Origin of the sequence: Leptolyngbya sp. FACHB-60 (assembly GCF_014695775.1) — a bacterium.
In the GTDB taxonomy this organism is placed as follows: Bacteria; Cyanobacteriota; Cyanobacteriia; order Phormidesmidales; family Phormidesmidaceae; genus Nodosilinea.
Genome location: NZ_JACJOX010000049.1, coordinates 130,087 through 152,719, shown reverse-complemented (window position 1 = coordinate 152,719; position 22,633 = coordinate 130,087). Strand labels below are relative to the sequence as shown.

Sequence of the window (22,633 nt, the reverse complement as noted above, 5' to 3'; positions counted from 1 at the left end):
CTGACAATGATTCCAAACTAAATGTAGTTTGGCGCTCGTCCTATTAATAGAAACTCAGATAGATAAGCAAAGCTCTAGAAAAGGTCAGCATACCAATATCGCTAATCGTAAGCGACTAGAGTAGCTCTCGATGTCAATTAAATGACATACAAAATACTGAGCAGCGATTAGTACAAAAGCATCCATAAAAACTGCGCTCCGTCGCCCCTATGAACCCTGCCAAACAGTTGAAAATAGTATATTCTTCAGCTCCTGTAGATGCTACGAGTGTTTACATGCATTGGGTTTTGGGGCAAGATGATCCTTCTCACTTTGCGATCACCTACGCTCAACATTTTTATGAATTAGCCAAAAAATTTAACGCAAAGTCCTGGCTTATTTCGTCAAGAGATAAAAAAGGCTTTATACAGGATAATGACTTCAGGGTTGAATTTAGATCCCTAAAATATCAGTCCAGAAGTAGCATTGCGTACTTTGCTGGTCAGATTTGGTCAGGCTTAAGACTGATTTCTTCAACAATTCTTTTCAAAGCTAACATTTTAATCGTTACCGAAGATAGAACGTTTTGGTTCTTGCTAGGCATTCTTCCTCTATGTGGCATTAAGGTTATTCCTACAATTCACTGCACCTTGTGGCCTAAATATAAACGGCCTAGTACTGTACAGAGAATTATTCAAAAGTTGAATAGCTGGTTCTTCCGGTACGGCTGTGTAGAAATCTGTGTCGTCTCTGAAGACATCAAAGATCAGATTGTCAAGATTACTAATGGTCGCAGCCGTCCCATCCGAACGTTTATTCCTGCCTACAGAAGAGAGTTTCTTGACGATATCAAGAGCCAGAGCCGCAATACTGAATCTGAAACATTCCAGGTTTTATTTGCTGGCAGAGTGGAATCGAGTAAAGGGATTTACCTGCTTCTAGAAGTCGCGAAGAAAATTATATCTATTAAACCCAACTGCGTTTTTAACATTTGCGGTACTGGTAGTCAGGTAGAAGGCCTCAAAGCTGCTGCATTGGAGGCCGGCATCGAAAAACAGTTTGTTCTCTACGGGCACTGCGATCGCGATAAACTTCGCGAGATGTATGAAATGTCTCAGGTTATTGTGGTTCCAACAACCAAAGATTTTGTTGAAGGATTTAACAAGGTCGTTGCTGAGGGCGTGATCATGGGCAAACCAATCGTCACCTCTCCTGTTTGTCCAGCCTTGTCTATAGTTAAAGACGCAGCGGTGGAAGTTGCTCCTGACAACGTAGACGATTATTTCAATGCTATTTTCAAGCTAGCAACAGACAGAAATTTTTATCAGCAAAAGCAGAGAAACGCTATAGCCTTAAGAGATCAATTTTTTACCTATTCAAACAGCTGGGAAGCCCACGTAGAAGATGTTGTTCGGAAGTTTTGTAGAAACAACTCAGATTTCAGTAAATATGGACAAAAAGCAACTCAACGCCCTCGGTTGAGCGCTGACTCAAAGCCCATTTTTGGGCCAAAAGAGATAAACAGCTAGAATTCTAGCTGATCTCGATAAAGGCTCTTAAGTAGGTTGTCGAGTTGCTCGTCTGGGCAACAGTCGATGAGAATGTAGAAAGCCTCTAGTAGCTTGGCGGCACTATCGCCCATCAGCGGGCTGAGACCCCACACGTCTTGTACCCAGTCTTGGGGATCGGTGACGTCAAAAATCATGCGCTCAAGCAGCTGCTTGGCTTCGTCTTTAGAAATGGACATGAGGTTAAAGAGAAGTAACTGACCTGGCCCATCTTAGCCATAATTGTGGGATCGCTATAGCCTGGTTGTTGCTCAAAATCTTAAGGGGCAAGTTCGCCCATAATTCTAAATCGCATGTGGTTAACTGCTATATCACCCAAGCGAGTGTCTGGGCTACCCGCCGGTAGCACCAGCTTCTCAAAGGAAACCTCTTTGCCCATTTCAACATGCCACCAGGGCAGGCCCATAAAAAAGCGGGTGGGGTAGGGGCCGCCTTCCTGCACATCGTCGGGGTTTGACTCCATGGGCACCCAGCCAAAACCGGGCACGTAGAACTCTATCCACACGTGGTTGAAGTCGGGCTCTAGGTAAATGCCGGGCTGGTCGGCGTGGGCGGGGCATTTGTAGCGGCCCACGGTGCGGCAGGCAATGCCGTTGAGACGCATCAGGGCCAGCAGCAGACCAACGTATTCGCCGCAGGAGCCGCGCCCCCGCTGGAGCACGACTTCGGGGGTTTCGATCGCCGGCGTCACCGCATAGGACAACTTGTCGTAGACGTAGTTGCGAATGCTAAGCACCTGGCGCAGCAGATTAGTTTCGGTGCCCACGCTCTCGCGGGCAGCCTCCTGAATCGCGGGCCGATCCATAGACAGTTCATCGTCGTCGATCAGGTAGCGGGGGCCATAGTCCTGGGGCAGGGGTGGGGCCAACTCGACCTGGCGGGGGGCAAGCTGATACTTAATGCCGTAGACCTCGACTAGCGCCTTCCAGCCAAAGAGGTGGCGCTGGTTGGGGTCGATGCGGTCAAACCGGAAGCAGGCAATGCGATCGCCTGCCTGCTGCACTTCGGTAAAGGGCAACCCCACAGGCTCTACCGACTTAACCCGCTGGCGATCGGTAGTGGTCGGGAAGGCGATGCGCCACTCAACGTTTTCTAGGGGCAGGGCGTCTTCGAGGGTGTCGATTTCTTCGACATAGGTCATTTCGACCAGGTAGCCGGTGGTGCGACAGTAGTTGGCCTCTTTATACCAGCGATAGCTGAGGGGATGGATGAGGGTGCGATCGCGAAAAGTTAGCACATAGGGCTCTTCGCCGTTGGGGTCCTCGCGCACGTAAGGCTCTTCGTCAGCGTAGGCCACCCAAACGGTGCCGCTGTCGGGGGTGGTGTGGGGCGGCACCGCGATCCCAGTGGGGTTGTCGAAGGGGGTGAGCATTTTGACTATCAGCTCGCCCGTGGCGCGATCGAGGCAGTAGACCGTTTGCTCGGTCTGGTCGCAGACCCACAGGTAGTCGCCCCACACCGAGAGATTTTCCACCCCAATGCCGGGAGCCGGAAACTGGGTAATGCGCTGGCCCGTGGCGCGATCGCAGACAAAAATACAGCCCCCCTTTTTGCAGCTAATGTAGAGGGTGTTTTCCCACACGGCTATGCCATCGGCGGGGTAGGGCAGCGTCAGCAAAGGCTCGGGCTGCATGGCGCTGAGGGTAGTGGTGTAGACGGTGTGGTCGCAGCTAAACCACACCTGATCTTGCCAGCAGGCAATTCCCGTCGCCCCATAAAAGGCTTCAGCCTGAGAAATATTGAGAACTTCCACCTGCTCGGTTTTGGGGTCGAGGCGCAGCAGGTAGCCGCGAACAGGGTCTACCGCCAGCAGGTGGTCGCCCTGTAGGGTCAGGCCATAGAGCGCCTTAACTCCAATCGGCTGAAGCAGTGAAGCACCCACCAGGGGCAGGGCCGGGGACATAGAAGGATCAGGCATAACCAGCGGAGCAACCCAAAACGAAGATGGCTAGCGGAGCCGCGACCGTATCCGCCCAGGTCATATCCTAGGGGACTGGGACGGCAAAAAGTGTAGTTTCCCTAGCCCATCGAAGAAAACTGTAGCCAATCCCTTCGATTGGAGGGATGAGAGAGATAGGGAAGATAAGGAAGCGGGGGAGATAGGGAAGTGAGGAAAACGAGAGAGTTTCCGTCATCCCCGCCTCATCTCCCCCACCTCCCTTACCTCCCTCATCCCCCTATTCGCCTTCCTGGCTAATCTGCTGCTCCACGGTACTGATTGCAGCATTGAGGGCGGCTAGACGGGCTTCTAGGGAATCGCGCCAGGATTTCATCATCTCTAACTTATAGCGCTGGTACTGGCGGCGAGATTCGGCGGAAGGGGGGGCACAAAGTGGGAAAAACATGGGGAATCTGGGGGTTAGATGGATAGTGAAAGACGCACCCTTGCTTCTGGAAAGAGACCAAGCAACGACTCTGCTCAGGACCGTTCTGTAGGTTTTGTAGTAGGTTCGCTGACTGCCCAGAGGTGCTCACAACAGCTCATCCCAAGGAACCCCAGCCGCTGATAGAACAGTTGCATTAGGCCTACTCTGAATTTAGCTCAGCTAGAAAAAGATCGCTTCTTCCAAGTGGGGGACCACCAGTTCCAGTGGCCCATGAGGCGCATGCTGGCGGGCACCAGCACAGCCCGAATCAGCGTTGAATCGATGAATACGGCGATCGCAATGCCCAGCCCCAACGCCTTAACAAAAATAATGCTGGTAAACGCAAAGGAGGCCGTGACGATGATGGTCAGCAGGGCCGAACTGGTGATGATGCTGCCGGTACATTCCAGCCCTTCAATAATGGAGTCGGTATTGTTGCCCGTGCTGTCGTAGGCCTCTTTAATGCGGGCCAGCAAAAATACCTCGTAGTCCATCGAGAGCCCAAACAGCACGCAAAACAGCACAATCGGCAGCAGAATATCCAGATAGCCCACGGGGGTAAAGCCCAGCAAGTTTTGAAAGTGCCCCTGCTGAAAGATAAACACTAGCGCCCCAAACGACGCCCCAATCGACATGATGTTGAGGAAAATGGCCTTGAGCGGCATCACCACCGAGCCAAACAGCAGGGTGAGCGAGATGAAGGTGACGAGAAAAATCGCGGCGATCGCCCAGGGAGCCAGCTGCCCAATCACATCGATGGTGTCGAGACTCTTGGCAGTTTCGCCACCGACACTCACAGACAACCCTGGCAGTCGCTGCCGCCGCAGCTCGCGCACCAGCTCCCGCGACTGCGGATCGTTGCTGTCGGTGGCGCTGGTGACAGAAATTAAGGTGGTGTCGCCGTTGCTGAGCTGGGCCACCGACGCGGCCACCGGGGGCAGGGGAATGCGATCGGGAGCCCGATAGAGCTGCTGGTAGGCCGCCAGATCCAGGCTAGGGTCGAGGTTGAAGAGGCTCTGTACGCTAGCGACGCGATCGTCGCCTTCGAGGGAAGCGACCCAGTTGTAAAGCACCTCTACCGCGTCAGGCACTAGGACACTGCTGCCAGTTTCGGTGGTAACCGCCAGCAAAATGGGAGTCGTGCGCCCTACGCCAAAGGCGTCCTCCAGCACTTCAACACCCTGGCGGGCCTGGGCCGTAGCGGGCAACACGCGCACATCCCCCACCCCCCACTGGGCTGACCAAAAGGGCGAGGTGAGCGTTACCACGATCGCGACCACAGCAGCTACCGCCAGCAGCCGGTAGCGAATCACCCAGCGGGGAAACCAGCTCCAAAAGCCGCTGTTTTCTCGCGGGGTAAACAGTCGCCAGCGGTTGATTTGCAGGCCCAGCACCCCCAGCAGCGCCGGCACCAGGGTAAGCGCCGCCAGCACCGATATCAAAATCACCAGTGACCCAGCTATCCCCAGCGATCGCAGTAGCACCACCGGAAACAGCAGCAAACTTAACAGTCCAATGCAAGTGGTCAGCCCTGAGTAAAACACCGCCTCCCCAGCGGTGGCCATGGTCTCTGCCACCGCCTCAGGGACAGTGCGATGGGCCAGCTCTTCCCGAAAGCGGCTGACCATCACCAGGGTAAAGTCGATGCCAACCCCCAGCCCCAGCATGGTGGTCAGGGTGACGGCAAAAATGGAGACGTCAGAAAACTGGGCGATGGCGTAGATCAAGCCCATGGTCACTGTCACCGTGGCGATCGCCATGGCCACCGGCAGCAGCGCCGCCACCACCGAGCCAAAGATAAACACCAGCGCCACCAAAGTCAGGGGTAGCGACAGCGCCTCGGCTCGCACCAGGTCTTTTTTGCTGATTACCTGGGCCTCATAGTCAACCACGGATTTGCCAGCCAGGTAGCTGGTCACCCCAGCGGGGGTTTCGGCATCGAGCAGGGTCAGAACATCGGCGATCGCCGCATTTGTGCTGCTCCCCTCACCGTCAAGGCTGAGGGAGCGGTAGTCCACTAAGTTTCCATCGGTGGTGGTGCCGGGTGCAGCGGCCACTGGGCCAACCGACTCAACCGCTGGGAGCGCGCCAATTTCGTTCGTTAAGGGTTGTACATTCGCAGGGCGACTGCCGTCGTACTCAAACACCAGGGTGAGGGCGTTGGGGTCTATGCCCAAGCGATCTTCGAGAATGCGATCGGTGGCGGCGGCACCCGCTTCATAGGTGGTGCCGGTGCCGTGCAGCACGCTGTCGAGGCGGGGGGCAAACACACCGCCCAGCACCAGCAGCCCCACCCACAGGGCCAAAACCAGCCCCCGGTAGCGGTAAGACCAGCGCCCTATAGCCGCAAATATTGATTTTTCAGGCGATCGCCCCTTCGTTCGCTGGTCCACAGTCTCCCTCCTCGGCCACTCTCTGGCACCATAATGACTGCTAGTGATACGTACTCCTCCCTCGCCTGGATGGTAGCCCTAGCCGAACTCTCTTTAGCCAAAAGGGGCCTAAGCGGGGAAGGGTTACTTTTGCGGGTTGGAAGTGCATGATAGCGGTGACAATAGTCAAGGCTATTGCTCGAAAACGTGGATTTTATACGGTTTTAGACCAAAATACCTCTATGTGGAAAATCGTCTTGGGTGCAGTCTCAGCCAGTAGCCTGTTGGGACTAGTGATGCTACTTTCCCCCAGTGCTTTAGTGCCGGCACTGTCTTCTGAAATCTCAGCGACCCAGGCTCCGATTGAAGCGGCCCCACCGACTACCCTGGTGCACCTATTTGAATGGACCTGGAACGACATTGCTACTGAGTGCGAAACCTACCTCGGCCCCAACGGCTATCGGGCGGTGCAAATTTCGCCGCCCCACGAGCATATTGTCTTGGCCGACTATGACTATCCCTGGTGGCAACGATACCAGGTAGTCAGCTATCAGCTCGAAAGCCGCAGCGGCAGCCGCACCGATCTGCAAGCCATGATCGATCGCTGCGGGAAGGCCGGGGTCGCCATCTATGCCGATGCCGTCATCAACCACATGACTGGGTTTGAGAGTGGGGTGGGCAGCGCCGGTACCCGGTTTAGCAAGTACGACTATCCCGACCTTTACGCCCCCGAAGACTTCAACGACTGCCGTCAGCCCGTGATCAACTACTACAACGCCGAAAATGTCACCCAGTGCGAGCTAGTGGGCTTGGCCGACCTCAATACCAGCTCTGAGCCGGTGCAGACCACCATCGTCAACTACATGAGCGAACTGGTCGATATGGGCGTAGCAGGCTTTCGCATCGATGCCGCCAAGCACATCCGCAACGAAGAGCTGGGACAGATTTTAGGGCAACTGCGCGATCGCCATCCAGAAACCGATCTCTATATTTACCAAGAAGTGATCGACCCCGGCACCGAGGCTATCCGCAAACAGGACTACTACGACAGCGGCAATGTGCTCGATTTTAAGTATGGCCGCTTTATGGGCGAGGCCTTTCTAGGGCTGGAGGGCCAAACCCTGGCCAACTTGCAAACCCTGGGCGAGGGCTGGGGCCTGGCCCCCTCTAACCAGGCGGTAATTTTTACCGACAACCACGACAAACAGCGGGGCCACGGCGGCGGCGGCGATTACCTTACCTACAAAAACGGCGACCTCTACGCCTTGGCCAACGTGTTTATGCTGGCCTTTCCCTACGGCAAACCCCAGGTGATGTCGAGCTTTGCCTTTGACGACTCCGAACAGGGGCCACCCGCTGACGCCGACGGCACCACTCGCCCCGTCTACCAAAATGGCCAGGCCAACTGCTTTGGTGCATGGGTCTGCGAGCACCGCTGGCCTGCTATCGCTGGCATGGTCGGCTTTCGCAACGCCACCCAGCCTGTAGCCAAAGTCACCGACTGGTGGAGCAACCAGGCCAATCAGATCGCCTTTGGTCGGGGCGATCGCGGCTTTGTAGTCATCAACCGCGAGGCCCAACCGCTGACCCACACCTTTCAAACCCAGCTGCCCCAGGGCCGCTACTGCAACGTGGTTCAGGGTGGGTTAAGCGCCGACGGCACCGCCTGTGCCAACAATGCCAAAGTCGTGCTAGTCAACCGCGCTGGGCAATTTACCGCCACCCTACCCGAAATGACCGCCCTAGCTATTCACGTGGAGGCAAAGCTCGGCCGCTAGCCAAATAATCTGGGCTTGGCATCAGACGTAACGCTGGTTGAATGCTCGTTATTCAGCGTCTGGAGCTGTTTTTTTCGAGCGATAAAAAGCTTTGATCACAAACCGCACCAGCAGAATAAAGCAGGCCAGCACCAGCACAAACATGACAATGGGGGCCACCAGAGCCAGCAGCGAGATCACGATCGCCCCCACTAGCTCCACCCCAGCAATAATCAGGTTCGTCGCGCCGCCCGTGGTGGCAGTGGAAACCAGGCGGGTCAGGCCATTTAACCCCTTCACCGTAGCGGCGGCCCCACCCCCAGCCACGATCGCAACGCTCCACTGGGCAAAAGGATCGAGTTGGTTAGCCGCGATCGCCATCAGCAGTGTGCCCGCCACCGCCGCCACCGGCAGCGCCACCGTGTCAATCACGTTGTCGAGCCAGGGCACGCTGTAGGCCAAAATTTCGACCACCAAGGCAATAGAAAGACTCACAAAGGCCGTAGTACTCCCCAACCAAGTTATGCCACTGGCCAGCGTCAGGTGGCCAAACAGAGCGGCAGCACTCAGCACCCAAAAGGGCACCACCACCCGAAACCCGGCAGCCACCCCCAGACCCAGGCCCAGGCCAATGCTCTCCAACAGTTGTAGATTCATAAGGCTTAGATCCATTGCGCGTCCCTCACCGATGATTCCCAAATGCCGGTCAATGGCCTAAGAATAGCCTCCGCTCTAGCCTGCAACAACCCCAGAAGTCTGTGGAAGCCTGGCCCTACCACGGCAGACGGCTGCCATCCCAGCTAAAAAATTCGCCGCTGTCGGCGGGGGTGAGGCCGTCCATCACCGCCATGAGCTGCGCTACCGTGCGCTCTACTGAAAACAGCTTTTCTGGCGGCACCCCTCGCTGAAAGGGCTCCGACAGGCGGGTATCGGTAGTGCCGGGGTGCAGCAGAGCCAGGGTGGTGTTGGGGCTGCGGCGAGCGTACTCCAAAGAGGCAGTTTTTATGAACATATTCAACGCTGCCTTAGAAGCCCGGTACCCATACCAGCCCCCCAGACGGTTGTCGCCGATGCTGCCCACCTTGGCTGAAATAGCGGCAAACAGGCTAGCCTGGTCGTGCTTGAGCACCGGCAGCAGATGCTTGGCCAAGAGTGCTGCCCCTACGGCATTGACCTGATAAGATCGCATCAAATTTTCGCTGGTGAGTTGCCGCAAGCTCTTTTCAGGTTGAAAGTCGCCGTCGTGGAGCACTCCGACGCAGTACACCACCCGATGCAGCCGAGGGGTCAGGGTTTGGATGTGGGCGATCGCCCCCTCGATCGTGCCCTCATCGGTGACATCCACTGGCAGACACGTGAGCTGGGGCGACTGTTCGACCAGCGCTAACAGCCCCTGGGCCGTCTCGGACCGACGGTAGGTGCCGTACACCCGCTCAAAGCGCCTATCGGCCAGCAGCTGCCGCACAAAGCCCAGGCCAATGCCCTGGCTAGCGCCTACCACTAGAGCAACTTGGCGATCGCTTTGGAACAATTCAGCAGTCATGGCGGCCCGCCCATTCCACAGTGTTAAATCCCTGGATCATGACGTCTCTCCCCTGGCAGCACCAGCCGTCAAAATCAGCTCCTCTAGGGCGGATTGAATATCTGCCGTCAACGTCTCCACCGCCGCCTTGGCCGATCGTCGCGACTCGGCATAGTCAGACCAGCGATCGCTAATGTTCATCGGCTCCCCCAGGCTAATTACCGCCTGACGGGTACCCAACTGGGGACGCTTAGGCACTCTTGTCCCCTTCACCCGTTCCACCAGATCAAAGAGAATCAGCGTAGTTTCGGCGAAGCGCTCAAAGGTAGGCTTGTCTTTTACGTAGGTGCCCGTCACCGCCACAAAGCTCTCCACCAAGCGCATATGTCGCATGTGTAGGGTAGCTTCCTCCGACATCCAGTTGGCCAAGCCGCGATCGAAGGCCGAGAGCTGCTCCAGGCCAGCAATGTCTTCGCGGTAGATGTAGGCCCACCCCGCCTCCTCTAGGCGGCGGCAGCGGGTCACCAGAGTCCCCGTATGGGGCAGGGCGAAGAACCGCTCCCCGATCTTGAGGGAGCCATCTAACAGGGGACTCAACCGCTGGGCGATCGAGGCGGGATGTTCAGAATTTTCAGGCTCGGTGGCGGGTTGCAGGCCGTAGAACCGCTGGTAGAACTGCTCTAATCGGCCCAGCAGATGCTGTCCTAGGGTCAGCAGCCGAGGATAGTAGTCCTCTGGCCCCATGGCCGTCGGCTCACTAAACGACTGCACCGGCAGACCACAGTCAGTCTCAAGCTGAGCCAGCAACCGGTTGAGAGCTGCCCAGTCAGGGTGAGGGTAAATATAGCGCAACCCCACCGGTAGCAGCAGTACCTGCTCCGATCGCCCGGCCTTTTGCAGATCTTCTACCGCCCAAAAGGCTAGCTGAGCCGTGCCGGGTTCCAGATCGCTGATCACTTCGCCGTGGCCGTTGGTGGCACCCTCGGGGGCAATCGTTACCGGCAGCGGCGCGTTCATCATCCGTTCGCGCACGGCTTTGAGGGCCTTGAGATCGAGCCGCCGACCCCGGTGCACCGGAATGCCCCCAATGGCGGCAAAAAACCAGCCTAGCCAGCGCCCCGCCCATAAAGGCATGCCCCGGTCATACATAAAAAAGCTGTGCAGCGGGCGCTTGAGGCTAAAGCCTTTTTGCCGGGCGGCCCGAGGCACCAGACGCGAAAATAGGTATGACAGGCACAGCGGGTCGTCCACCTGGCTATGGCGAAAAGCCATCATCAGCCGAATTTTGCCCGTCTGAAACTGGCGAAAGCACTCCGCTAGCACCTCAGGGTTGTGACAGGTGACTGGCCAAATGCCCGCCGGCAGCCAGGGCCGCAGCCGCAGCCGTAGCATCAGGGGCAGCACGATGTAGCAGCCCTGCACGACCCAGGGCTTGTAGCGGGGAGGAATAAAGCCGAGGGGCGGCTGGGCACGATTGAGCTGAGGCAACGGCAGACTCCGGAGCAGTAGGCGGGTTTTACCCTAGCCCACTGTAGGGCAGATCCCCCCCCCTGCGTTGGCCTTTGGCCAGTCTTCGACGATCGCAGAACCGCTCCAAAACAACAGCGTCCCCCTCCCAAAGGAGAAGGACGCTGCTACAGGACCACACAACCGGGGCATCCACCTGCGTGAACCACCCAAATAATAAAAGTGTCTGACCCCTGAAAGCCCCCTGGAGCCAGACACATTACCTGTAAGGACGCTTCTCAAACAGACCAGCTCTCAGGTTCAAATGCCCCCAAGTGAGCCACTGAGCTGAGCTGCTTGCGTTCTTCAGAATTAAATTTATTCTCTTCGGTTTCGCCCCTGGCGGCGTCCAGGGAATTACGTAACATCGCCAACTTTCCCCAGGCGAGGAAGGACGGGGTCGGTAGTATTACCCAAGCCGGCGGCAGCCCTGGTTGGCAAAGTAGGGCAGCATCGCCCGCCGCTCTGGCCAGTGATAGACTACGTAGCGCAAGATCCAGGGGGCCGACACCAGCAGGCAGAGCACCCCTAGCCACCAGCTGGCGCGAAACTCCGCCAAGGCGTCAATGGCGTTGGCGGTAGGTTGGTTGGCCAAAATGTTGATGCCTGAGGCGATCGCATTGTTGATAGCGTGGGCCACCATGGGCACCAGCAGCGATCGCGTGCTCAGGTACAGCAGCGACATCACCACCCCAAACACAAACAGCCCAATCAAATCAGAGTGCAGCACCCCAAACAGCAGCGAGGTCAGCACAATGGCCGGGCGCACCCCCCACTTCACCCCCCAACGATGCAGCAGCACACCGCGAAAGATAAATTCTTCGGTAATGGGCCTCACCAACAGCACCGAAAACAGCATCAGCCCATTGTAGAGACTCGGCTCGGTCGCTTGCTCAGCCGACAGCAGCAGCGATTGCCGCAGCGTGGCCTCCACTAGCCCCGGGGCCACCACAGATAGACCCAGGTATGACACCTGAAATGTCCCCCGCAAAAATAGAAATACTCCTACCACCAGCCACAGCAGCTGCACCCAGGCCAGCCGTCTGGGCCAGGAACCGAGTAGAGCGGGCAGGTGCAGGGGCGATCGCCGAGCTGCCAGCAAAATAGACCCACACAAACCCAAGAAGATTAGGCTGTAGAGAATAGGTGCCAGAATTGGGTCGTCTCCCTCTAGGGGCAGCAGCTCTAGGGCACCCAGGGTGCCAAATACCAGGGCCAAGCTCGTGGAAATAGCAAAAAATGCCACCACAACCAGCCGGGCTTTGAGGGTCAGAAACGGATTGTTGTCACACGCTGCCATAGACCCAAGCCCGTTCGAGAAACCGCCAATCAGCGATATCAGCCCTCAAGTTAACCTAATGTTGCAGTTGATCCGGTTTTCCTCGATTCAACCATGAATTGCTTAGGGAGCGCTATAACTGAGGCACTGTGCCCTTGACCAAGGGCAGCTGGGCAGGGCTTAGCCCCAACCAGGGTTCCATGCCTTTGCCCCATTGCAGGGTGCTTATTGACGGTGACTGTTCTGCGCCTCCGGGTCAGCGCCTATAGTTATGGGGGCTGTCATTCTTGCTCCAGGGCCCCATGACCAACGCTTCGCCAGATTCCGGCGTAATTCCCGGCATCATTTTAGTGGCCCCAGTGGCCGATAGCCACCTGGGGCCTCTGGTGGAGTTATTAGACGTGCTACGAGCCGCAGGCTATGAGGTGCACCAGGCCAGCGGCGAAGACGACACCATTGCGGCGGCCGAAGCCACCCCCCCCGACCTGATCTTGCTAGTGCTAGAGCAATTCGACACGGCTGCTATGCGACTGTGTCATCGCCTCAAAAAACGGCCGCTCACCCGCCAGGTAGCCATAGCCGTCATCGGCCAAGATAAGGCCCTGGCCCGACGGCTGCGGGCCTTTGAATTTGGCGTGGTCGATTACATAGACCAGGCCCTCTGGGTAGAAGAGGCCGCTGCCCGTATTAAAGCCCAGGTGTCTACCCACCGTATGCAGCGACGGCTACGGCAGCAGGCTCAGCGGGCGGTATCGGCGGGCAGTGCCACCAATCTGCTGGCCGATTTGCAAAAGGCGCTGCGTCGCCAGGCCCAGCTTTTGCAGGCCCAAAACCTACAGCTTCAGCAAGAAATGCAGGAGCGTGAACAGGCGCAGCAGGCCCTGCGCCTAGAGCAGCAAAAGTCTGAGCAGCTGTTGTTAAATATTCTGCCGAGGGCGGTGGTTGACAAACTCAAGCAGCTAGAAGGGTCGCTGGCAGAGCGCTTCGACGACGTCACAATTCTGTTTGCCGACATTGTTAACTTCACCCCCCTGGCCGCTCAGATTAGCCCCCTAGAGTTGGTCAACTGGCTCAATCAGATTTTCTCAGCCTTCGATCGCCTGGCCGAGCAGTACCAGCTAGAGAAAATCAAGACCATCGGCGATGCCTACATGGTGGTGGGGGGGCTGCCCTTACCCCGACCCGACCACGCCGAAACCATTATGGAAATGGCACTAGCCATGCAGGAAGCCGCTACGCGCATCTATCGCATTGACGGCCAAAAGTTTCAGCTCCGCATCGGCATCAACACCGGGCCTGTAGTGGCTGGGGTAATCGGCATTAAAAAGTTTAGCTACGACCTCTGGGGCGATGCGGTCAATATTGCCAGCCGCATGGAGGCGCAGGGTTCGCCGGGCAAAATTCAAATCACGGAGGCGACCTATCAGCGTGTTAAGCACCGCTACACCTTTGAAGAGGTCGGCCAGGTGATGGTCAAGGGTCACGGCTATTTGACCACCTATCAATACATCGGCCCTGAGCAAAAAGCTTGATAGACTGGGGAAGCTAAAAATTCGGGCAGCTGAGCTAGCTATTCTGTAGACACAGAACCACCTAGCCCAGCCACGATGCTCAACGGCGGCCCCTAGGGGTCAGTACACGGTTAACTCATACCTCTACTCTATGGCGACATTTTTACTGGAAGTTGGCACCGAAGAACTGCCCGCCAGTTTCGTTAGCGATGCCCTCCACCAGTGGCAGACCCGGATTCCTGCCGAATTGGCAGAGCAAGCTTTGGTCCCCGAAGCGGTGCGCTTCTACGGCACCCCCCGCCGCCTGGCGGTGATGCTCGACGGGCTGCCTCTGCGGCAGCCCGATCGCCAGGAAGAGGTCAAAGGCCCGCCGGCTCAGGCAGCTTTTAAGGATGGTCAGCCGACCAAAGCCGCCGAGGGGTTTGCCAGATCTAGGGGCGTAGAGGTATCTGCCCTGGAAGTGTGCGACACCGACAAGGGGTCGTTTGTGTTTGTCAATCAGGAGATTCCAGGGCGGGCCGCCACCGACATTTTGACCGAGCTGATTCCCCAATGGATTTTGGGGTTAGAGGGCAAACGGTTTATGCGCTGGGGCGACGGCGACCTGCGGTTTCCGCGCCCGATTCGCTGGCTGGTGGCGCTGATGGATAGTGAGGTGCTACCCATCACCCTCGAGAATGGCTCGCTGGTCTGCACGAGCGATCGCATCTCCCAGGGCCACCGCGTGCTGCACCCTGAGGCCGTACCCCTCCGCCGCGCCCAAGACTATGTGGAGGCGCTGCGCAATGCCTACGTCGAAATCGACCCCGCTGCCCGTCGTCTGCTAATCCAGCGCCAGGTCGAGGAGACAGCAAAGTCCCTGGGGGGGGTGCCGATGATTTCTACCGCCCTGCTTGACGAAGTCACCAACCTGGTGGAGTGGCCCAATGCCGTAGTGGGCAAGTTCGACACCGAATTTCTCGACTTGCCGCCGGAGGTCGCCATTATCGAAATGGAGAGCCACCAGCGCTACTTTCCCCTAAAGCAGAAAGCTGACGGTTTGGCGCTGATGCCCGTCTTTATCACCATCTCCAACGGCGACCCCAGCAAAGACGCAATTATCGCCGAGGGCAACGCTCGGGTGATTCGCGCCCGCCTGTCGGATGGCAAATTTTTCTTCGACGCCGATCGCGCCCAGCCCCTCGACGCCTTTGTCGCCAAGCTCGAAACCGTTACTTTCGAAGAACGGCTGGGATCGATGGCTGCCAAGGTGAAGCGGATTGGCACTGTGGCCGACCACCTCTGCGACCAGCTCAACCTGGGGGCCCAGCCCCGCCAACACATTCGCCGCGCGGCCTACCTGTGCAAGGCCGACCTGGTCACCCAAATGGTGGGCGAGTTTCCTGAACTCCAGGGGGTGATGGGGCAAAAGTACGCCCTCCACAGTGGTGAACCCGAGGCCGTCGCCACCGCCATCGTCGAGCACTACCTGCCCAAAGGGGCACAGGATAACCTGCCCCAAACCCTGTCGGGTCAGGTGGTGGGCATCGCCGATCGCCTCGATACGCTAGTCGGAATTTTTAGTACTGGCCAGTTGCCCACGGGTTCCTCTGACCCCTTTGCCTTGCGGCGGGCTGCCAACGCGGTGCTGAACATTATTTGGGCGGCGGGGCTGCCCCTGAATTTGGCCAAGCTCCTGGATACCGTTGTGCAGGACTTTGCTCAAGATCCAACCCTGGCGATCAATGCTCCCGAGGCGCTGCGCACTCAGCTCCACAACTTTTTCTTACAGCGGGTGCAGACCCTGCTCCAGGACGAGCAGGGCATCGACTACGACTTGGTGAATGCAGTACTGAGCGAGCGAGCCCTCAGCGATCCGCTGGATGTCAAAGATCGCGCCCTGTTCTTGCAGGCCATGCGTCGCAGCGGTCGCATGGATAAGGTCTACGAAACCGTGAACCGGGCCACCCGTCTGGCCGCCCAGGGCACCCTCGACACCGATGTGCTCAACCCTGAGGGCGTAATTGTCGCAGCCAAGCTGGAGGCAAAGGCAGAACAAGCCTTCTTTGCAGCGCTGAAAACCCTGCTGCCCCAGACCCAGGCCGCTCAAGCCAGCCACGACTACGACCAGCTGGTGGCAGGCCTAGAGCAGGTGGCCCCGGTGGTCAGCGGCTTCTTTGACGGCCCCGACAGCGTGCTGGTGATGGCCGACGAGCCAGCGGTGCGGCAAAACCGCCTCAACCTGCTGGGGCTACTGCGCAACCACGCCCTGGTGCTGGGCGACTTTGGCGCCATCGTTAAGGGATAGCGATGCCATGAAAAATGCCCATGTGATTGGTCTGGGTAAGTCAGGGGTAGCGGCAGCGCGGCTGCTGCAACGGGATGGCTGGCAGGTGGTGCTGAGCGATCGCGGCTCCAGCCCATCCCTAGTCACCCAGCAGGAGGACCTACGGCAGGACGGCATCACCGTGCTGCTCGACTATAGTTTTGTGCCCGACAGCCGCACTAACCTGCTGGTGGTCAGCCCCGGCGTTCCCTGGGATAGCCCCGCATTAGTGGCTGCCCGCGAGAACGGGTTAGAGGTCATTGGTGAAACCGAGCTAGCCTGGCGGTTTTTGCAAGATCGCCCCTGGGTCGGCATTACCGGCACCAACGGCAAAACCACCACCACGGCCCTTACCGCCGCCATCTTTCAGGCCGCTGGGCTCAACGCGCCCGCCTGCGGCAACATTGGCTATGCCGCCTGCGAACTGGCCCTAGAGCCAACGGTGCCCGACTGGGTAATCGCTGAGCTAAGCAGCTACCAGATCGAAGCCTCGGCCACCCTGGCACCGCAAATTGGCCTGTGGACTACGCTCACCCCCGACCACCTTCAGCGCCACGGAACGGTTAAGAACTACGCCCAGATCAAAGCCACCCTGATGCATCGCTCAGAGCTGGCAGTGTTTAACGGTGATGACCCCTACCTGCGCCAGCACATGCCTGAGGAGTTTCCTTCGGCCTACTGGACGAGTGCCGGGGGGAAGCGGGCCATTGCTCCGCTACGGCCCAGTGCCTATATCCAAGACGGCTGGGTAAAATTCGAAGGCATCCCGATTGTGGAAGCCGATGCCTTGCGCATGGTGGGCGACCACAACCAACAAAACCTGCTGCTGGCGGTCACGGCGGCCTGCCTGGCAGAGCTGGATGCGGAGGCGATCGCAGCAGGAGTGGCCTCATTCCCCGGCGTGCCCCATCGCCTAGAGCACATCTGCACCTGGCAGGGGATTGATTTCATCAATGACTCAAAGGCAACTAACTACGATGCGGCCGAGGTAGGGCTGCGATCGGTAGAGGCCCCAGCGGTGCTGATCGCCGGTGGCGAGGCCAAGGAAGGCGACGACACCGCTTGGGTGCAGCGCATTCACGAGCGGGCCGCCACCGTGCTGCTGATTGGCGATGCCGCACCCCAGTTCGCCCAGCGATTAGAGACCTCAGGGTATCGCAATTACACCATTGTCGAAACGATGGAACAAGCGGTAGAGCGGGGTGCTGAGGTGGCTCCATCCCTAGGAGCCTCAGTTGTGCTGCTCTCCCCTGCCTGCGCCAGCTTTGACCAATATCCCAACTTTGAGCAGCGGGGCGAACACTTCCGCCAGCTCTGCCAAGAGCGATTTTCCTAGGGGTTTAAACATCAAACTGTGCTAGGTAAAGTGTTCAAAGTTGGAACAATTGTTTGTAGGGTTTGCAGTTTAAAGGTTGAGAAACTTTATGACCGACAAACCTTTTTGCTGGTCTAAACCTAAACTATTCGGGTATAAACTGAGGCAGATGGTGCCTAACTCTGCCCTTCAAACCACTTGATCCAGGGCAATTATTCTCAAGTCAGTTCCTGATCTGCCTTCATCCGCCTGACTCAGTCTCTCTCACGCCCTATGGATACCTCGCCTGATTCTGCTGAATTTTCCGCAGTGCCCTCCCCTACCGTGGGTATTGGGGAAGGACGTTCTGCTCGACGGCCCGTTTCATTCACCATCGGCGCTAGCAAGCCCGCTAGCGATGACAACCCCTCAGCGATTAGCCCCGAGTCCGTACCCCAGACCGTGGGTGCCCCGGCCCACTTAGCGCCCTTTCCAGTACAGACGCAGCTCTCGCATTTGCCCATGCTGCCGCGTCGCAAGCTGCCGACCTTTAGCCGCCATCGCCACGACGCCAACCCAGCCCTGGCGGTCAAGGTGCTACAAGACATTCAAATGGCAGTCGAGGCCTGGCACCAAGACCTCAAACAGACGGTGCATCGCATTCAGGCGCTCTATATGGAAGGCCCCATTGTCGAGGGCTGGCTCGAGACCGTAGATGAGCGACCAGGCCAGGCCGACGCCCTCGACGCGGCCCTACTGCGCCACGGCGACCCTCAGGCACTCGCGGGCTACGTCGAGCAGCTCTGCCAATCATTAGATTCTCCTACAGGGTCCACTCCTGCTGGAACTAATCTGGGTCGTCCCGGCTATCGTCTGTGCAGCCTTGACTCGGACGGACGAGTGCAGCATTTCCCCTGCCCGCCTGAGCAGCTGTCTTCGATTAGTTTGGCGATCGCCCGCCACCAAAAGCTGCGCCAGTTACTCGACCACAAGCAATTTTTAGAAGCCAAGTTGAAGCGCACGGTGGATACTATGACCACCAGCCGCGACACCCTAGGAATTGCGCCGACCTGTAGCTCGGAGATGGGGGAAGAGTAGGACGTTGGCGGCTAGATAGGTGCAGGCGGCAATCGTCCAGCTGTTACCATCCCCAGGTGCCGGGGTCACCTTTGAAGGGGCCAACGATGTCTGACGTAATCCAACCGCCGTAGAAGTCGCCAGGTTGAGACTGCACCAGCTCATCATCGACGTAGCAGGCTTCCATGCGGCTAGGGTAGACAGCGATGTAGTTGGCAATGCTCTCAAACGCCTCCGTAGGCTGAGGATAAGCCCAAGCAACCTGTTCAGCCATGCGATCGCCCACCGCCACCGTAAAATACACCGCTGCCCCTTTCCATTCGCAGAATGTTGAGCGGGGCACCGGCTGAAAATACTGCATCTGCACATCCTCAGGAGGAATGTAGTAGGTCGGCGGATGGCTAGTCTCTAGCACTCGCTTGGTACGCCGCGAATCGGCAATCACCACACCGTTGAAGACCACTCGAATGTGACGGGTTGAGTCTTCTAACCGGGGCGGACGCGGGTAATCCCAGACGGATTCTTGGCCGGGGCCGGGGGCAATGCGGTTGGGGGGAGAGAACATGGGTAGAGGGGTGGATGGGTAAAGGTAAGGGGTATTAGAGCTGGCCTTGGATTTAGTTTATTAGCAGCCAATCATCTCAAGCTTAAACGTCATATCAATCCACTCCACTAACCCCGACCCATCCACTCCCTACCCATCCACCCCTCACTGCCCCTGCCACTGCTGAATCTCCTGCTGGGCCTGGTCGTAGGCGCTGGTGCCAGGGGGCACGAGGCCAGCGGCGGAGATAGCACCAGGGATCTGGCCAGAGGCAGCGCGGGCGCGGGCGATCGCCAAAATATCTCGGCTCCACTGGTCGATGCGCTCCTGGGCAATCGCCGACTCAGGGTAGTTGGGAGGAATTTGCTGGGCGAGCGTGATCGCCGCCTGAAACGAGGTGGCCTGGTCGGGCTGAAGTAAGCTCTGGGCCTCTTGCAGCAGCTGCCGATTGACCCGGCTCTGCTCCCACTTTTGAATTCGAGCCTGGGCCTGTCCCCAGGTTTCGCCCTGATCTTCGGGCACAAGGCGGGCGGCCGAAATGGCCGCATCCAAATCGCCCGCAGCAGCTCGGCCTTCGGCAAGGTCTAAAATTACTAAGCTCCAGCGCTCAATGTCGGTCTGGGCCTGATCATAGGCCGGATCCCCAACAGGCACCTGCCGCGCCTGCTCAATGGCATCGTTAAAGAGGGAGGCCGAAACCGGCTCAATTAGACGGCGGGCCTGGTTGAGGGCGGCCCCCCCCGACAGCTCAGCGTTGGCATAGCCCATTTCCGCTTGGTTAACCAGGGCTTCGTAGTCTTCAGGGCGCTCGCCCTCAGGAATTTGGGTTAACCAGCTCAGTGCCTCGCCAAACTGACGCTGGTCAAGGGCCGTTCTAGCTCGTGCTAGGGCCTCGGCACCACTTGCAGCCGCTCCTGGAAATAGGGATTCCCCAACCGTCTCAGCAGCAGGATCGACTTCCCCCCCGGTTCCACCTTCCGGTGGGGCCACAGACGGTGCAGTGGCCTCAGGGGCAGAACCTCCCCCCACAAAGCTGTCTTGGTTGAGCCACAGCACACCGAGCAGCAGCAGCCCCGCCGCTAAAATTCCCCATCGTTGCGAGGGCACCAGACTCGGGGCAGCAAGCTGACTTGGAGCGGATGGCTTCGTGACCTCAGGTAGAACTCCCGGCGGCAGCTCCTGATCTAACGGTTTGGCTGGTGGCCAAGGCTTAGCAAACTCCTGGTTAGGCGGATCGACAGGCACCAGGGCTGGGTAAACGGGCCAGCTTGGGCTCGGCTCCACCGACAGGGAGATGCCTGGCTCGGGCTGCGGTTCTGGCAGAATCTCAGGCTGGGGCACAACGCCAAGGGGCATTTGGCCCACTAGGCTGGGGGGCACCAGCATGGCGTACTGCTGGCCAGAGGGCACCACCGCCACAGGGTTTTGCACGGGTCGCCAGTGGTGTTGGCACAGCTCAGGCACGCGATCGCACAGGTAATCCACCAGTTGCGCTAGGGTCAAACAGCCGTGGAACCGCATCCCTTCGATCAAGGCTTCGGTAAATAGCCCGTGGCGCACTGCCAGCGTCTCCTGAGAAAACTGGTTGGGTTGGCAGGAGAGCACTAAGGAAATCTCTAGCTCTTGGGCCAAGGCCAAAGTTTGATCGCCCAGGTTGCCCCCTCCAGGGGCAGGGCTGAGGGCGCTCTGGGGTCGGTTCATGTCAAGCATGACGATGGATTGACGCTGGTTACCCTGGGCTAAGCGATCGAGCAGAGTTTCTACCAAAATGCCGGTCTGCTCAATGCGATTGGGGTCGGCATCAATGGGCAGCAGGTAATCCTTCCCCTGCCACTGCACACCGTAGCCGCTAAAGAAAAACCACACGGTGTCTTCGGGACCAGCGCGATCGCAGCTTTGGGCCAGCCGTTGCAGCAGTACCTCGCGAGTCGGCGCAGCTGCCCCCTCATAGACCACCGCAGAGATATCCGTCAGCAGCGAGCAATACTGGGCTGGCAACCCCACTTCGGCCACCAAAAAGTCCCGCAGTTCGAGGGCGTCAAACTGGGCGTACATCAGGGGCTGAAGCGATTGATATTGATTGATGCCAACGATCACGGGCCAGTGGCTTGCCATGCCTTTTGAATGCCTCTCGTACGGTAGAATTGAGGGATAAAAATTCCCCTGCCATAGTAGCGCCTGCGTGGCCAAACGGAAGCTCAGACCGGCAACCTCGACGGCGACAATTCTTAATTGACGATTGGCGGCTCTATGGCTAGAGTTAAAGCACTTTTTGGGCATCCTGCAAGGATGTGTGGAGCAGTAGGCCATGAAATTGATGTCTCGTTTAACCCGGCGCAATGGGCCTAATTACCAGGGGCAGCCCTATACTGCATCGCTTTGGGCACGCCTCGCCCTGGCCGCGCTGGTGGGCTTTGGGGGTGTGACCCTGCCGTCCCTCGTCACTCCGCCCGTGGCCCAGGCCTACACTTCGCGAGTCAACCTTTATCTGGTGCGGGAACAGGGCGAAAGCTTTGAGACCCTGGTGCAACGCTCAGAAATCATTGCCCGAGCCGCCATTCAGCGCAGCTTCGACGCCGATGTGCTGATGACCGACGTTATCGTCACCGTCATTGGCGACAACCAGGGTATCACTGTCCCCATTCTCACGGTGCCAGTGAGTCGCAGCGAGTGGCGGCTCCAGCCCGATGTACCCCAGTGGGCCAACTACTTTGAAGCGGCTAGAGCCTTAGTCTACAATGCTGAGTCAGCTGCCCCCTAGATTGGGTAACACCATTTCGGGCATGCAGTAGCGCCAAGCTGACAAAATAAAATTGCGTAGAGTGGCACTCTTGCCCTATGCTTGAAAGGTTGTGAAGTCTTAAAGTATTGCTGTCATGGCGGTTCCCAAGAAGAAAACCTCCAAACAAAAGCGTGACCAGCGTCGCGCCACCTGGAAGCGCACTGCAGCGCTTCAGGCTAAGAAAGCGATGTCCCTGGGTAAGTCTGTGCTCACCGGGCGGTCTACTAGCTTTATATATCCCACCGATGATGAGGCCGACGACGAAGAGTAAAGTGCTGGGGCGGTGTTCATTGGCCCTAGCCGCTTTGCCTCGTCTGTATTCAGCAACTGAATACTACATTTTGTAAGCAGGATAGGGCGTCTATCCTGCTTTTTGAGTTAGCTTGGCGGCAGATTATCCCATTCTGCCACTACCATGAACCAGCTCGACTCAAACCCAGAATCGCGCATGTGGGCTATGCTTGCTCACCTTAGCGCTTTGTCTGGCTTTGTTATTCCCTTTGGCAACATTATTGGGCCTCTCGTCATCTGGCTGGTCAAGCGCGACGAAATGTCTTTCGTCAATGATCAGGCCAAGGAAGCGCTGAACTTCAATATCTCTATGACTATCTATATGGTGGTTGCAGGGGTACTATTTCTCGTGCTGATTGGGATTCCTCTAATGATTGTTTTGGGCATCGCTTGGTTGGTTTTGGTCATTCTAGCGGCAGTTAAGGCTAACGAAGGGATGGCCTATCGCTATCCCTTGACGCTGCGATTGATAAATTAGCC

The 22,633-nt window shown here is 57.7% G+C and carries 19 protein-coding genes; 9 read left to right on the top strand and 10 right to left on the bottom strand.

Translation table 11 applies throughout. The annotated features are described in order from the left end of the window. Positions 1 to 209: 209 nt before the first annotated feature. Positions 210 to 1,508, top strand: a complete 1,299-nt coding sequence (locus H6F57_RS18520) for a glycosyltransferase family 4 protein (protein WP_190626207.1) — start codon at positions 210 to 212, stop codon at positions 1,506 to 1,508. On the opposite strand, the gene H6F57_RS18515 is transcribed toward H6F57_RS18520, so the two are convergent. The 4 genes from H6F57_RS18515 to H6F57_RS18500 all read right to left on the bottom strand — a co-directional run bounded on the left by H6F57_RS18515 (position 1,505) and on the right by H6F57_RS18500 (position 6,306). After that, positions 1,505 to 1,726 (bottom strand): hypothetical protein, encoded by a 222-nt coding sequence (locus H6F57_RS18515; RefSeq protein ID WP_190626206.1) that lies wholly within the window; start codon positions 1,724 to 1,726, stop codon positions 1,505 to 1,507. The two genes, H6F57_RS18520 and H6F57_RS18515, sit on opposite strands and share 4 nt — an antisense overlap. An 80-nt stretch (positions 1,727 to 1,806) precedes the next feature. Further along, positions 1,807 to 3,465 carry a transglutaminase domain-containing protein gene (locus H6F57_RS18510; protein ID WP_199289642.1) on the bottom strand — a complete coding sequence of 553 codons (1,659 nt, stop codon included), beginning with the start codon at positions 3,463 to 3,465 and terminating at the stop codon, positions 1,807 to 1,809. 259 nt (positions 3,466 to 3,724) lie between these two features. Next, complete coding sequence (locus H6F57_RS18505; RefSeq protein ID WP_190626205.1) at positions 3,725 to 3,892, bottom strand: hypothetical protein; 168 nt, start codon at positions 3,890 to 3,892, stop codon at positions 3,725 to 3,727. 197 nt (positions 3,893 to 4,089) lie between these two features. Beyond that, positions 4,090 to 6,306, bottom strand: coding sequence for an MMPL family transporter (locus H6F57_RS18500; RefSeq protein ID WP_190626204.1), 2,217 nt, complete (start codon positions 6,304 to 6,306; stop codon positions 4,090 to 4,092). 275 nt (positions 6,307 to 6,581) lie between these two features. On the opposite strand from H6F57_RS18500, the gene H6F57_RS18495 reads away from it, so the two are divergent. Further along, positions 6,582 to 8,063 carry an alpha-amylase family protein gene (locus tag H6F57_RS18495; RefSeq protein WP_199289641.1) on the top strand — a complete coding sequence of 494 codons (1,482 nt, stop codon included), beginning with the start codon at positions 6,582 to 6,584 and terminating at the stop codon, positions 8,061 to 8,063. Between the two features lie 48 nt (positions 8,064 to 8,111). Here the strand turns inward: H6F57_RS18495 and H6F57_RS18490 are convergent, their stop codons facing one another. The 4 genes from H6F57_RS18490 to H6F57_RS18475 form a co-directional block, all read right to left on the bottom strand. After that, positions 8,112 to 8,714 carry a DUF4126 domain-containing protein gene (locus H6F57_RS18490; RefSeq protein ID WP_190626202.1) on the bottom strand — a complete coding sequence of 201 codons (603 nt, stop codon included), beginning with the start codon at positions 8,712 to 8,714 and terminating at the stop codon, positions 8,112 to 8,114. A 100-nt stretch (positions 8,715 to 8,814) separates the two neighbouring features. Then, positions 8,815 to 9,585 (bottom strand): SDR family NAD(P)-dependent oxidoreductase, encoded by a 771-nt coding sequence (locus H6F57_RS18485; RefSeq protein ID WP_190626201.1) that lies wholly within the window; start codon positions 9,583 to 9,585, stop codon positions 8,815 to 8,817. A gap of 36 nt (positions 9,586 to 9,621) precedes the next feature. Beyond that, on the bottom strand, positions 9,622 to 11,052 hold the full coding sequence (locus tag H6F57_RS18480) for a 1-acyl-sn-glycerol-3-phosphate acyltransferase (RefSeq protein ID WP_190626200.1): 1,431 nt from the start codon (positions 11,050 to 11,052) through the stop codon (positions 9,622 to 9,624). A 427-nt stretch (positions 11,053 to 11,479) separates the two neighbouring features. Continuing rightward, on the bottom strand, positions 11,480 to 12,370 hold the full coding sequence (locus tag H6F57_RS18475) for a type II CAAX endopeptidase family protein (RefSeq protein WP_190626199.1): 891 nt from the start codon (positions 12,368 to 12,370) through the stop codon (positions 11,480 to 11,482). A gap of 281 nt (positions 12,371 to 12,651) precedes the next feature. Here H6F57_RS18475 and H6F57_RS18470 point away from each other — a divergent pair, with 281 nt between their 5' ends. From H6F57_RS18470 to H6F57_RS18455, 4 genes are all read left to right on the top strand, one after another. Next, positions 12,652 to 13,881: an adenylate/guanylate cyclase domain-containing protein gene (locus H6F57_RS18470; protein ID WP_190626198.1), complete on the top strand. Its 1,230-nt coding sequence runs from the start codon at positions 12,652 to 12,654 to the stop codon at positions 13,879 to 13,881. Positions 13,882 to 14,011: 130 nt separating this feature from the next. Continuing rightward, on the top strand, positions 14,012 to 16,147 hold the full coding sequence (glyS, locus tag H6F57_RS18465; RefSeq protein WP_190626197.1) for a glycine--tRNA ligase subunit beta: 2,136 nt from the start codon (positions 14,012 to 14,014) through the stop codon (positions 16,145 to 16,147). A gap of 7 nt (positions 16,148 to 16,154) precedes the next feature. Beyond that, complete coding sequence (gene murD, locus H6F57_RS18460) at positions 16,155 to 17,501, top strand: UDP-N-acetylmuramoyl-L-alanine--D-glutamate ligase (RefSeq protein ID WP_190626196.1); 1,347 nt, start codon at positions 16,155 to 16,157, stop codon at positions 17,499 to 17,501. Between the two features lie 252 nt (positions 17,502 to 17,753). After that, a complete protein-coding gene (locus H6F57_RS18455; protein ID WP_190626195.1) occupies positions 17,754 to 18,557 on the top strand; it encodes a hypothetical protein in 804 nt (267 codons plus the stop codon). A 43-nt stretch (positions 18,558 to 18,600) separates the two neighbouring features. Here H6F57_RS18455 and H6F57_RS18450 read toward each other — a convergent pair whose 3' ends face one another. Both H6F57_RS18450 and H6F57_RS18445 read right to left on the bottom strand, forming a co-directional pair. Then, a complete protein-coding gene (locus tag H6F57_RS18450; protein ID WP_190626194.1) occupies positions 18,601 to 19,101 on the bottom strand; it encodes a DUF427 domain-containing protein in 501 nt (166 codons plus the stop codon). A 144-nt stretch (positions 19,102 to 19,245) separates the two neighbouring features. Next, positions 19,246 to 21,195, bottom strand: a complete 1,950-nt coding sequence (locus tag H6F57_RS18445) for a caspase family protein (protein ID WP_190626193.1) — start codon at positions 21,193 to 21,195, stop codon at positions 19,246 to 19,248. A gap of 193 nt (positions 21,196 to 21,388) precedes the next feature. Between H6F57_RS18445 and H6F57_RS18440 the strand changes: the two genes are divergently transcribed. From H6F57_RS18440 to H6F57_RS18430, 3 genes are all read left to right on the top strand, one after another. Beyond that, positions 21,389 to 21,841 (top strand): hypothetical protein, encoded by a 453-nt coding sequence (locus tag H6F57_RS18440; protein WP_190626192.1) that lies wholly within the window; start codon positions 21,389 to 21,391, stop codon positions 21,839 to 21,841. A 115-nt stretch (positions 21,842 to 21,956) separates the two neighbouring features. Beyond that, complete coding sequence (rpmF, locus tag H6F57_RS18435; protein WP_190626191.1) at positions 21,957 to 22,133, top strand: 50S ribosomal protein L32; 177 nt, start codon at positions 21,957 to 21,959, stop codon at positions 22,131 to 22,133. Between the two features lie 144 nt (positions 22,134 to 22,277). Beyond that, positions 22,278 to 22,631 carry a DUF4870 domain-containing protein gene (locus H6F57_RS18430; protein ID WP_190626190.1) on the top strand — a complete coding sequence of 118 codons (354 nt, stop codon included), beginning with the start codon at positions 22,278 to 22,280 and terminating at the stop codon, positions 22,629 to 22,631. Positions 22,632 to 22,633: the final 2 nt, after the last annotated feature.